The sequence below is a fragment of the Arthrobacter sp. MDT2-3 genome (assembly GCF_059090465.1).
In genome coordinates, this window is the sequence record NZ_JBNHFS010000007.1 from 50,207 (window position 1) to 62,990 (window position 12,784).

The 12,784-nt window shown below is 65.8% G+C and carries 9 protein-coding genes; all 9 read right to left on the reverse strand.

The window, feature by feature from the left end; genetic code table 11:
• Positions 1–10 precede the first annotated feature (10 nt).
• Entirely contained in the window at positions 11–829 is an 819-nt protein-coding gene (locus tag AC5RUQ_RS18200; protein ID WP_458778813.1) for an ECF transporter S component, read from the reverse strand.
• Between the two features lie 158 nt (positions 830–987).
• Complete coding sequence (locus AC5RUQ_RS18205; protein WP_493948720.1) at positions 988–2,013, reverse strand: nucleoside hydrolase; 1,026 nt, start codon at positions 2,011–2,013, stop codon at positions 988–990.
• Positions 2,014–2,020: 7 nt separating this feature from the next.
• On the reverse strand, positions 2,021–2,998 hold the full coding sequence (locus tag AC5RUQ_RS18210; protein WP_493948721.1) for an aldo/keto reductase: 978 nt from the start codon (positions 2,996–2,998) through the stop codon (positions 2,021–2,023).
• An 8-nt stretch (positions 2,999–3,006) separates the two neighbouring features.
• The gene (locus AC5RUQ_RS18215; protein WP_493948722.1) at positions 3,007–3,567 is read right to left on the reverse strand and encodes a hypothetical protein; all 561 of its coding nucleotides are present in this window, start codon (positions 3,565–3,567) and stop codon (positions 3,007–3,009) included.
• The gene (locus AC5RUQ_RS18220; protein ID WP_493948723.1) at positions 3,564–4,148 is read right to left on the reverse strand and encodes a DUF402 domain-containing protein; all 585 of its coding nucleotides are present in this window, start codon (positions 4,146–4,148) and stop codon (positions 3,564–3,566) included. Before AC5RUQ_RS18220 ends, AC5RUQ_RS18215 begins: the two co-directional genes overlap by 4 nt.
• A gap of 29 nt (positions 4,149–4,177) precedes the next feature.
• Complete coding sequence (gene dxs / locus AC5RUQ_RS18225) at positions 4,178–6,151, reverse strand: 1-deoxy-D-xylulose-5-phosphate synthase (RefSeq protein WP_493948724.1); 1,974 nt, start codon at positions 6,149–6,151, stop codon at positions 4,178–4,180.
• Between the two features lie 142 nt (positions 6,152–6,293).
• Positions 6,294–9,119 (reverse strand): aconitate hydratase, encoded by a 2,826-nt coding sequence (locus AC5RUQ_RS18230; RefSeq protein ID WP_493948725.1) that lies wholly within the window; start codon positions 9,117–9,119, stop codon positions 6,294–6,296.
• A gap of 165 nt (positions 9,120–9,284) precedes the next feature.
• A complete protein-coding gene (locus AC5RUQ_RS18235) occupies positions 9,285–10,694 on the reverse strand; it encodes a class I SAM-dependent RNA methyltransferase (protein WP_493948726.1) in 1,410 nt (469 codons plus the stop codon).
• Positions 10,691–12,667, reverse strand: coding sequence for an APC family permease (locus tag AC5RUQ_RS18240; protein ID WP_493948727.1), 1,977 nt, complete (start codon positions 12,665–12,667; stop codon positions 10,691–10,693). Before AC5RUQ_RS18240 ends, AC5RUQ_RS18235 begins: the two co-directional genes overlap by 4 nt.
• Positions 12,668–12,784: the final 117 nt, after the last annotated feature.

Below are 12,784 nucleotides of genomic sequence, written 5' to 3' on the forward strand. Positions count from 1 at the left end.
GGGCAGGAGGTCAGGAGTCCTGTCCGGGAGTCCGTCCGGCCAGCACACGGTGCCGCCGGACAAACGGGAACTGCAGCGTTGCACGGCGGGGCAGGGCGTAGACCAGCACGGCCACCACGGTAAACACGATGGCTTTGTCCATGGGATCGGAGATCAGGGCCTGCTTGGTGATGGCGGCGAGCAGGGTGTCCCCCATGGAGCGGAAGGCGCTGACGATGGCTCCGGTGGCAACCCCGGACGTGCCGCCGAAGACGAAGGCCGCCACCGGGGCGGACACGACGCCGCCGATGATCCCGGTAGCGAATCCGGCTACGGGCGCGAGGTAGAAACGGCGGAAGAGTCCGTAGCGTGCAGCCACGCCAGCGAGGCAGCCGATAAGTGCGGCGCCGGCAGCGAAGGGCAGCACCGTCGGGTTGAAGAAGGACCAGACGATGCTGCTCAACGCGCCGGTTGCCGCGCCGGCCGCCGGCCCCGCGAGGACCGCGATCAGTACGGTACCGATCGCATCGAGGTAGAACGGGACCAGGGTGCTGCCCACGAACTGGCCGAGCACGATGTTCAGCACCAGGGCAACGGGGATCAGCACCACGGTGGACGTCGGCAGGGCCGGCAGGACAGCAACGATGAGCAGAACGGCGCCCACGAGGAAACCGGACAGGGCGATCAGGGCGGAGGCGCTTCCCGGCCCGCCAGTGATGTCGGTGGGCTGGTTGAGGACCAGGTAGATGTAGGTGCCGGCGATGGCCAGGGCACCGAGGATTTCCAGCAGCCGGCGTTTGCGGGCGGCGGCCGGTGCCGGAGATGGAAGCGTCAGGGAGGGCGATGACATGGAGTTCCTTCGGGGTGCGCACGGCCGGCCCGGGAATCCGGGGCCGGAATGGAACGCTGCCTATGTCACCTCGGCAGCTGCCGCCAGGCAGCTGCGCCTGTCCGGTCCGCGGACTATTCTACCGCGGCAGTCCGGGGGCTTTGCGAAGGTTGTTGGGCTCAGCCCAGACGCCGGGCGAGGCCCCCGACGGCGGACACCAGCTCCCGGAACGCAGCTTCCGGATAGTTGGTGGACACGACACGGGCGTTTGGCGGCTGGCCCCAGAGCCCGCGGAAGTCAGCCACGGTGGTGCCGATCAGCATCCGGGAGCCGGTTTCCACGTCCACAGTTGCCGGACGGGCTTCGAAGTCGAGCGTGCCGGCGGCAACTCCTGCGGCGAAGTAGTCGTGGACGTGGGCCAGGTAACCCTGGTCGTAGTGGCGGTGGAACTCGAAATAGAACCGCAGCGCATCGGACAGGTGCCGGATCAAGGTGTTGTCCGACGTGCTGGGCTGGCCCTCGGGCTGTTCCGGCAGCACCAGTTCAGGCACCGTTGCCCCGGCCGCCTCAGCCAGTTGGCGGACATGCGCGGGGTGGAGCTCCATCCGCTCCGTGGTGTCCAGTGAACAGACGATGGGAAGCTTTTCCAGCGGCCGGCCCTGGAACGCGGCATAGACTTCCTTGGCCGCGTGCGGGTCCACGTGCGTGTTCCATTCCGCGGTGGGCGTTGTATTGCCCTGGTGGTAGAAGCTGCCGCCCATGATCACCACTTTGGCCAACAGTTCCGGCAGCCGGGGTTCCTTCCGCAGGGCCAGCGCGAAGTTGGTCAGGGGTGCGGTGATGAGGGCGGTGAGCTCCCCCGGACGGGCCCTCGCGTGCTCCACCCACAGGTCGACGGCGTTCCGCTCCGAGACTTGGCCGGCCGGTTCCGGCAGGACGGCGTGGCCGATGCCCTGCGGACCGTGCGTTTCGGGAGTGGTCAGCAGCTCAATGGCCAGCGGCTCGCGCGCACCTATGGCCACTTCCACTCCCTTGCGGCCGCAAATTTCCAGCAGGGCCAGGGTGTTGCGCGCCACCTGGTCCACGTCAACGTTTCCGGGGGTGGCGGTGACGCAGACGAACTCGGCGTCAGGCAGGGCGGCAAGGTAGGCCAGGGCCAGGGCGTCGTCGATACCCGTGTCCACGTCGAGCAGGAAGGCGGTCATGACGGTCCTAGAACAGAGCTACCTTCGGGGCGGGAGGGAAAATACTGTCCAGCTCGGCGAGGTCCTTTTCCGTGGGAAGCCAGTCCGCTGATTCCGCGTTCTGCCGGACCTGTTCGGGCCTTGTGGCGCCCGCGATGACACTGGCCACGGCCGGCTGTGCTGCCAGCCAGGAGAACGCAACCTGGATCTCGGTCAGTCCGCGTTCCCTGGCAAAGCTGCTGAAGCTGTCCAACTGGTCCCAGTCGGCGTCGTGGACCAAATGTGTGCGGGTGTGGCTGAGCCGGGAGCCGTCCGGGGCGTGGCCGGGCGCGTACTTGCCGGTCAACAGGCCATTGGCGAGGGGGAAATACGGCAGGACGCCCAGTCCGAACTCCGCTGCGGCCGGCGTTACCTCAAGCTCGGCCCTTCGGTCCAGGAGGTTGTAGTGGTTCTGGGCGGAGATGAAGCGGGCGCTACCCAGTTCGCGGGCCACGTACTCCGCCTGCGGGATCTCCCAGCCGGCCCGGTTGGAGTGTCCGATGTAGCGGACCTTGCCGCTGGTGACCAGGGCATCCAGGGCGGACAGGGTTTCGTCGATGGGAGTGAGCGGATCCGGGGTGTGGAACTGGTAAAGGTCGATCCAGTCGGTGCCCAGCCTCAGCAGCGAGGCCTCCACCGCCTGGATGATGTAGCGGCGCGAGCCACGGGCACCGAAGTCCGGGCCGCTGGCCCCCTTCATGTCCATGCCAAACTTGGTGGCCACGACGACCTCGGCCCGCCTGGTGCCGAGGGCCTTGCCGAGCATCGTTTCGCTGAGGCCGGGTTCCCGGCCGTAGGTGTCGGCGACGTCGAACAGGGTGATCCCGGCATCCACCGCCGCGCGGACCACCGCGTCCGTGGCCCCCTGCGTCTCGGTGGCAGTGTTCGCACGGCCCAGGTTGTTGCAGCCCAGCCCGACGGTGGAGACGGTGAGGCCGGACTTTCCGACGCGGCGGTAGGTGGTCACATACGCTCCTAGAGGCTGAAGGTGTTGGCGGGCTTGGCCGAGTGCTTGAGCTTGAAGTTTTGCGGATCGCTGTAGGGCGCTGCGCCGATGCTGAGCTTGGTGAAGTCCAGGTCCTCGCCGCGGCTGCAGACCTTGATGGCGGCGACTGCCTTGTTGACGTCCGGGCAGAGACAGAAGATGTTGAGTTTGTAGTCAGTGAATTCAGAGCGTTCCACCGTGCCGAGTCCGCGCCAGGCGAGATGGCTGATCAGCGCGTCCGTTGCCTTTTCTTCGAGGTAGCGGTCCCTGTCGGTGCCCTCCCGGGTTTTCAGCGCGAACTGGGCCACAACCCAGAACTGTTCCTCGTCCGGAATTTCCGCGTATCCGTCTTCGGCGCACTGGACTGCAAATGCGTCCAAAAGGCCCTCGGCTGCCTCCGGGTCCGGTACGTCGGTCTCCTCGGTTTTGCTCTGGTGCCCCACAGCCCCGTAATTCATCACGAACTGGTTGTAATCCTCATCGAACCAGGCCTCCCGGAAATGGAGGGTGCCCTCTTCGTCGCGTTTGTAGACCCTGACAATGCCGCTCATAACCGTCCCTTTGTAAACCATTCGACGTCGGTGCCGTCGAATGGTGCCTGCTGTGCCTCGACGGCCTGGTAAAGCTGGTCCGCGCAGGCCTCGAGTGTTTCCACCAGGGCTGCGGGGTAATCCATGGACACGCGGTGTTCGGCGAACTCGTCCTCGTCGTCGATGAACACGCCGCGGCCTGTTGTCCGGACCACGTCCAGGTCCATGTCGATCACGTGGAACTCCGTGACGCCCGGCCGGATCCGGTGCCATTCGTGTGCCACGGCCAGGTCGATGTAGATCCGTACACCGCCGGGGTGGGCGTTGTCATAGAACGTGGCCACCCAGTCGCCTTCGCGCGGGACCAGGAGGACGGCGTCGGACCTGGTGTAGAAGGCGGCACCGGGACGGGAGCAGAATTCGTTGGTTCCCTGGAAGATCCACCAGCCGTGGCGGTCCTCGCCCAGGTAGCGCCCGGGGACAACCCAGTGCGCCTTGCCGTTCCATTTCCTGTTCCGGGCGACCACCAGCTGGCCGGGCTCAAGGTGCCGCGGTTCGCGGCTTGGTCCGGCCTGGTCCTCAGCTTCCGGCTCGGCCACCACACCCGGATACTTCAGTAGGTCCTCTCCCCTCACAGGATCGGAAGGCTGCCGGTGGTGGGGTGCTGCTGGCCTGGCAGGGGACGCGCAAAGGGGACCTTTGTCCCGAGAACCTGGGCAACGACGTCGTGCGTTATCTGCTGGGCAGTCAGGCCCACACGTTCCAGCACCTGGCTGCGGGTGCCGTGGTCCAGGAACTCAACCGGCAGGCCCACCTCGTTCAGGGCGGTGTCCACGCCGGCTGCGCGCATCTCCTGACGGATCCGGGAGCCGACGCCGCCGGCACGCACGCCGTCCTCGATGCAGATGACCAGGCGGTGGTGCGATGCCAGCGCGATGATGGACCGCGGAACGGGAAGAACCCAGCGCGGGTCCACCACCGTGGTACTGATGCCCTGCGCGCCAAGCCGGTTGGCTACGTCGAGGGCGAGCTCGGACATGGCGCCCACGGAGATGATCAGGACGTCATTCTCGGTGGAACCGCTGGGCCTGCGGGACAGGATGTCCACGCCGTCGCTGAGGCGTTCCAGCGCTTCGACTTCGGCGCCGACGGATCCCTTGGAGAAGCGGACCACTGTGGGAGCGTCGCTGATGGCCACGGCTTCGCGGAGTTCCTCGCGCAGCCTGCTCGCGTCACGGGGTGCGGCCAAGTGGAGGCCCGGGACAATCTGGACCATGGACATGTCCCACATGCCGTGGTGGCTGGCGCCGTCCGGCCCGGTGACGCCTGCGCGGTCCAGGACGATAGTGACGCCGGCCTTGTGCAGGGCAACGTCCATCAGGAGCTGGTCGAAGGCCCGGTTCAGGAAGGTGGCGTAGACGGCAACCACGGGGTGCAGGCCACCGAAGGCCATACCGGCCGCGGAGGTCAGGGCGTGCTGTTCGGCGATGCCGACGTCGATCACCCGGTCCGGGTGCCGGGCCGCGAACTTGTGCAGGCCCACGGGAATGAGCATGGCGCCGGTGATGCCGACGACGTCCTTCCGCTCATCGGCGATCGCAGCGATCTCGTCAGCGAAAACGGAGGTCCAGGACTGGGCCCCGGCGGTGCCGGTGGGTTCCCCGGTTTCGGGGTCGATGATGCCCACGGCGTGGAACTGGTCCGCCTCATGCGCGCGCGCCGGAGCGTAGCCGTGGCCCTTTTCGGTCATGGCATGCACGATCACGGGCCCTGCGTAGTGCTTTGCCGTGGCCAGTGCGTGCTCCATGGCCTCGAGATTGTGGCCGTCCACCGGGCCGATGTACTTCATGCCGAGGTCTTCGAACATGCCTTGCGGCGCCCACCAGTCCTTGATGCCCTTCTTCATGGCATGCAGGCTCTTGTAGGTGAACTGGCCCGCTGGGCCCCCGTCCTGGAGCTTCTTCTTCCACCAGTCCAAGGCGCGTTCGTACGCCGGCGTGGTGCGGAAGGAATCAATGGTGGGGCGCAGGGACGCGAGGTAATCGGCAAAGCCACCCACTGTGGGGGCGTAAGAGCGGCCGTTGTCATTCACTACGATGACCACGCGGCGCCGCTTGTCCGCGGCGATGTTGTTAATGGCTTCCCAGGCCATGCCCCCGGTGAGGGCACCGTCTCCGACGACGGCAACGACATGCCGGTCGCCTTCACCGGTGAGCTGGCGGGCGCGGGAGATACCGTCGGCCCAGGACAGCGACGATGAGGCGTGCGAGCTTTCCACGATGTCGTGCTCGGATTCGGCACGGGACGGGTAGCCGGAGATGCCGCCCTCCTGGCGCAGGGTGCTGAAATCCTGGCGGCCGGTCAGCAGCTTGTGGACATACGACTGGTGGCCGGTGTCAAAAACGATGCTGTCGCGGGGCGAGTCGAAGATGCGGTGCACGGCAAGCGTCAGTTCCACCACGCCCAGGTTGGGACCGAGGTGCCCGCCCGTCTGGGAGACGTTCGTGATCAGGAAATCCCTGACCTCCGAAGCCAGCTGTTTCAGCTGTTCTTCGGACAACTCGTTCAGGTCCTGCGGATTCCGGATGGTGTCCAAGATTCCCAATGACCCCTCCTTCGGGTGGTAGACGTGCCGTTTAACTCTAACGCCTCGGTCCGCAGGACCAGACGCACCAGCAAAGCCGAAGCCCCGGCTGGTCGGTGACCGGCCGGGGCTTCGGAAGGTGGTGCCTGCTAAGCAGTTACCGCTAGTTCGCGGAGATCTGGCGCAGCACGTACTGCAGGATGCCGCCGTTGCGGTAGTAATCCGCTTCACCCGGGGTATCGATACGCAGGACGGCGTCGAACGACGTCGTGCTGCCGTCCTCGCCAGTTGCGGTGACCTTGAGCGTCTTCGGCGTGGTGCCCTCGTTCAGGGCGGTCACGCCCTCAACCGAGAACGTCTCCGTGCCGGACAGGCCCAGGGTGGCAGCGGATTCGCCGGCCGGGAACTGCAGCGGCAGGACGCCCATGCCGATGAGGTTGGAGCGGTGGATGCGCTCGTAGCTCTCGGCGATGACAGCTTTGACGCCCAGCAGGGCGGTACCCTTGGCAGCCCAGTCACGGGAGGAACCGGAACCGTATTCCTTGCCTGCCAGGACCACCAGCGGGGTGCCGGCTGCCTGGTAGTTCTGCGCGGCATCGTACACGTAGGCCTGCGGGCCGCCTTCCTGGGTGAAGTCGCGGGTGAAGCCACCTTCGACGCCGTCCAGGATCTGGTTCTTGATGCGGATGTTGGCGAACGTTCCGCGGATCATGACCTCGTGGTTGCCGCGGCGGGAACCGTAGGAGTTGAAATCCTTGCGCTCCACGCCGTTGGCCAGCAGGTACTGGCCGGCAGGGGTGTCGGACTTGAAGGAACCGGCCGGGGAGATGTGGTCGGTGGTGACCGAATCGCCCAGCTTCAGGAGCACGCGGGCGCCCGTGATGTCCTTGACCGGCTCAGGCTGTGCCTGCATGCCCTCGAAGTACGGAGGCTTCCGGACGTAGGTGGAGTTCGGATCCCACGCGAAGGTGTCACCGGCGGGCGTGTCGAGCGCCTTCCAGCGGTCGTCGCCCTCGAAGACGCCCTCGTAGCCCTTGGCGAACATTTCCTTGTCGATCGAGGAATCGATGACCTGCTGGACCTCAACCGGGTTCGGCCAGATGTCCTTAAGGAAGACATCGTTGCCGGCCTGGTCCTGGCCCAGCGCGTCGGTTTCAAAGTCGAAGTCCATGGAACCCGCCAGGGCGTAGGCGATGACCAGCGGCGGGGAGGCCAGGTAGTTCATCTTGACGTCCGGGTTGATGCGGCCTTCGAAGTTGCGGTTGCCCGAGAGGACAGCCGCGACGGCGAGGTCGTTCGCCTGGATGGCTTCCGACACTTCGGCTTCCAGCGGGCCGGAGTTGCCGATGCAGGTGGCGCAGCCGTAGCCCACGATGTAGAAGCCGAGCTTCTCCAGGTAGGGGGTCAGGCCGGACTTCTCGTAGTAGTCCGTTACAACCTTGGAGCCCGGTGCAACAGAGGTCTTGACCCACGGCTTGGACGTGAGGCCCTTGTCGACGGCGTTGCGGGCCAGGACCGCGGCGGCCAGCATGACCGACGGGTTGGACGTGTTGGTGCAGGACGTGATGGATGCGATGGTGACTGCACCGTGGTCCAGCTCGAACTCGCGGCCGTCAGCCATCTTGACCGGAACGGGCTGGGAGATGCGGCCCGCTCCCCCGTGGCCTGCCGAGTACTTCGGGGGCTCCCGGTCTGTGTCGGAGATGTGCGTGGTTCCGGCGGTGAAGGAAGGCGAGTCGGAGGCCGGGAAGGTCTCCTCAAGCGATTCGTCCAGGGTACCGGCGTCGGCCTCGTGCGAGACGTAGTTCTTCAGGTCGTGCCGGAACTCGTCCTTGGCCTCGGTCAGTTCGATCCGGTCCTGCGGGCGCTTGGGGCCGGCGATGGACGGAACAACGGTGGACAGGTCCAGTTCGAGGTACTCGGAGAACTTGATCTCGCGGGAAGGATCGTGCCAGAGGCCCTGTTCCTTGGCGTAAGCCTCAACAAGGGCCACGTTCTGGTCTGAGCGGCCGGTGAGGCGCAGGTAGTCCAGGGTGACGTCGTCGATCGGGAACATTGCAGCCGTGGAACCGAATTCCGGGCTCATGTTGCCGATGGTGGCGCGGTTGGCGAGCGGCACAGCGGCCACGCCTTCGCCGTAGAACTCGACGAACTTGCCCACGACGCCGTGCTTGCGGAGCTGTTCGGTGATGGTGAGCACCACGTCGGTTGCGGTGGCGCCGGCAGGGATGGATCCGGTCAGCTTGAAGCCCACAACGCGCGGGATCAGCATGGAGACGGGCTGTCCCAGCATCGCGGCCTCGGCTTCGATGCCGCCGACGCCCCAGCCGAGCACACCCAGGCCGTTGACCATGGTGGTGTGTGAGTCGGTGCCAACGCAGGTGTCCGGGTAGGCGCGCAGGGCGCCGTCAACCTCGCGGGTCATCACGGTGCGGGCCAGGTACTCGATGTTGACCTGGTGCACGATGCCGGTTCCCGGGGGAACCACCTTGAAGTCGTCGAACGCCGTCTGGCCCCAACGCAGGAACTGGTAACGCTCCCCGTTGCGCTGGTATTCGATCTCCATGTTGCGCTCCAGCGCCCCGGAGTTGCCGAAGGCATCGATCTGGACCGAGTGGTCGATCACCATCTCTGCCGGTGCCAGGGGGTTCACCCGCTTGGGGTCGCCGCCCAGTTCCTTGACCGCTTCACGCATCGTCGCCAGGTCAACCACGCAGGGAACGCCGGTGAAGTCCTGCATGATCACGCGGGCTGGCGTGAACTGGATTTCTGTATCGGGCTGGGCGTTGGGATCCCAGCCTGCCAAGGCGCGGACGTGATCGGCAGTGATGTTCGCGCCGTCCTCGGTCCTCAACAGGTTTTCAAGCAATACCTTGAGGCTGAACGGAAGGTTTTCTGAACCTTCAACGGAGTTCAACCGGAAAATTTCATAATCGGTTCCGGCTACATTAAGTTTGCCTTTTGAACCGAAGCTGTCCACAGTGCTCATCGCAGGACTCCTCTCGCAACAGTTTCATCTTTGTCGCGCGGTTGACCGCCTGCTAGTTAGGAGGCCCTAATTAGTGCGGGGCCTGAAAATTGCACACGGCCGGCCGTGATTACGGAGCGCGACGTGGGACTACTACCGCCATAGTAGTCGATCCCGGTTCCGGTATCAGGGACCCGGAGTCAGCAGTGCAACTGTCTCCAGGTGGTGGGTGTGGGGGTAGAGGTCGAAGGCCCGAAGGCCTGCAAGCTCCCAACCTGCCTGCCGGAAGTAACCCACATCCCGCGCGAACGACGCCGGATCACACGACACGTAGGCAATGGCGCGCGGGCGCGCCGCAACCAGCTGGTTCACCACGGCCTTTCCTGCGCCGGCCCGGGGCGGATCCAGGATCAGGGCGTCGAAGTTCCGCGGTTTCTGGCGCAGGACCCGCTCGACGCGGCCCTGGACAATCTCCACCTGGGGTGCCGCGTGCAGGTTCTTCCGTGCGTCCCGGCTGGTTCCGGGAGCGCCCTCCACAGAGAGGACGGAACCCGTCTCCCCCACCGCATCGGCCAGGACGGCAGTGAAGAGGCCGGCTCCCGCGTAAAGGTCGGCCACCACCGCGCCGAGGTGGAGGAAGCCGCCGCCCTGCAGGAATTCTGTGACAGCCCCCACAAGTGTCCCGGGCGCGTCGCGGTGGATCTGCCAGAACCCGGCGCCGGTCACGCGGTACTCGTGGCCTGCGGCGGATTCCTGCACCCACAACCGGCCCCGCACCTGCTGCACCTCCTCGGTGGTGGGGTCGAAGGAGGCAACGGAAACGTCAGCCGGAAGCTGGGCCGCAATCGCGCTCAGGCGTTTGGGCTTGGTTCCCTCGGCCGCTGCCAGCAGCACCAAAGGCCGCGAGCCATTCGCCGGTGCGGCCACCTCGACGCGGTCAACGCCCTGCAGGTCGAGGTCCCACAGGCCGAGGTTGTTGATGGCGTCGATGGCCAGCGGCATCTCATGGATGGGGATGATGTGCCCCGACCGGTGCGCATGCATACCCAGCTTGCCGCCGGGGGTGACCGAGAAACTTGCCCGCGTCCGCCAGCGGAGGCCGTCGCGGCCGGCGCCTGTTGCCTCGGCCCCTGCATCCGGCGCCGGGGTGGGGCGGCCCACGGCTTCCACCGATCCGTCCCAGCCGTCCGGGAGCTGTTCGACGCCGGCGAGCCGCTTGAGCTGTTCAGCAAGCACGTCTGCCTTGAGGCTGCGTTGGCGGGCCAGGGTGATGTGGCCGAACTCCGCACCGCCGACAGGCGGACGTCCGTGGCTCCAGGCGCGGCGCGAATCCGCAGGGCGCCAGAAGTGGTCCACGCGGTCCGGTGAGGCTTCGAGCACCTCAACAACGTCGGCGCGCCAGAACTTGGCCTTGTCGTCGGCGTCCGTCAGCCGCGCCCGCACTTTTTCGCCCGGGATGGCATGCCGGACAAAAATGACGCGGCCTTCGTGCCTGGCGACGCAATGGCCGCCGTGAGCCACCGGTCCGACGTCGAGCACTACTTCCGTGCCCGCTTCTCCGGTCAGTGCCGGCTGGTTTTGTGTCTTTGCAATCATTGGATGTCCTGCAGGTTCTTTGCTTCTTCGGATGATTTCAGCTGCCAGGGAACGCTGGCCACCATAACGCCTGGTTCGAAGTGGAGCCGGGTCTTGATGCGCAGTGCGGTCTGGTTATGGACGAGTTGTTCCCACCACTTGCCCACGACGTATTCGGGGATGTAGACCACGATCAGGTCCCGCGGGGAGTCACGCCGCATCTGCTTGACGTACTCCATGATGGGGGTGACTGTCTCGCGGTAGGGGCTGGCCAGCACAGTCAGCGGCACGGGAATGTCAAGCTTCTCCCAGTCGGCTACCGTGCCTGCGGTTTCTTCGGGGTCGATGTCCACCGTCACCGCATCCAGCCTTGACGGCCGGGACGCCCGCGCGTAGGCCAGGGCCCGGAGAACGGGCTTGCGAACATGCGACACCAGCAGCACGGCATGCACCCGGGTGGGCAGTGCACGCGGGGACGAGTCCTCATCCACCGCCAGTTCCCTGGCCACGTTGTCGTAGTGGGCCCTGATGCTCCACATGATGAGGAAGAGGACGAACATGGCAAGCAGGGCAAGCCAGGCGCCCTGCTCGAATTTGGTGACCAGGACGATGACCAGGACCAGGGCGGTCATGCCGAAGCCGATGCTGTTGATGGCGCGGGACTTGAACATCCGCCGTCGGACGCCTTTGTCCCTGGCCAGCTTAAGCTGGCGGCCCCAGTGCCGGATCATTCCCAGCTGGCTGGCCGTGAACGAGATGAAGACACCCACGATGTACAGCTGGATGAGCTTGGTGACGTCCGCGTTGAAAGCGAGGACGAGCACCAGCGCGCCTGCGGCGAGGGCGAGGACGCCGTTGCTGAAGGCCAGCCTGTCGCCCCTGGTGCGCAGCTGGCGCGGAAGGTAGCCGTCCTGGGCGAGGATGGAGCCGAGCACCGGAAAGCCGTTGAAGGCGGTATTCGCGGCAAACACCAGAATGATGCCGGTGGCGGCCACCACAATGTAGAACGGGACGGATCCGGGGCCGAAGATGGTCTGGGCGATCTGGCTGATGGCAGGGGTCTGGATGTAGCCCTCAGGAAGCGGACTGCCGTTCAGCAGGAACTCGGTGGCGGGGTCAAGCACGATGTGGACCTTGGTGGCGTTGGCCAAGTACATGATGCCTGCGAGCATGGATGCGCCGATCACGCCCAGGAGCAGCAGCGTGGTGGCCGCATTCTTGCTTTTCGGCGGCTTGAAATTCGGCACGCCGTTGCTGATTGCTTCCACACCGGTGAGTGCCGCGGCGCCGGACGAGAAGGCACGCAGCAGGAGGAAGGCGCCCGCGAGCCCCACCAGTCCTTCGTCGAAGCCGGGCGCCGGAACAATGGTGAATGCGGCGGAGGGTGCTTCCCCCAGTTGCCCGGTGGCCGCCTGGAAAATGCCCACCGCCGTCATGCCCAGGATGGATGCCATAAAGATGTAGGTGGGTACGGCGAACACGCTGCCGGCTTCTCTGACGCCGCGCAGGTTCACCAGCGCAAGGATCACCACACCGATCGTGGCGATCAGGGCCTGCTGACCGTGGAGGGCCGGGATGGCCGTGGTGACGTAGGAGGCCGCCGAGGACATTGAGACCGCCACAGTCAGGACGTAGTCCACCAGCAGGGCCGATGCCACGGTGAGGCCGGCGTACTTCCCCAGGTTTTCGCCGGCGATCTCATAGTCCCCGCCGCCGGAAGGGTACGCGTGGACGTTCTGCCGGTAGGAGGCTACGACCGTCAGCAGGACCACCATGACGGCCAGTCCCACCCAGGGGGAAAACGCCACTGCGCTGACACCTGCCAGCGCCAGGGTGAGCAGGATCTCATCGGGCGCGTAGGCAACGGAGGACAGTGCGTCGGATGCGTAGACCGGAAGTGCGATCCGCTTGGGAAGCAGCGTATGGGCCATCCGGTCGTTCCGGAACGGCCTGCCCACGAGCACGCGCTTGGCGGCGTTCAATATTGTCAGCACTCCACAAAGCTAGTCTGATTCCCGGGCTGTGTCATGACAGCCTGTGGACAGCCGGATCCGGGACGCTGACGGTAGAGTTCTAGCGGCAGGACCGTGGGGAAAGATACAGAGGAGATA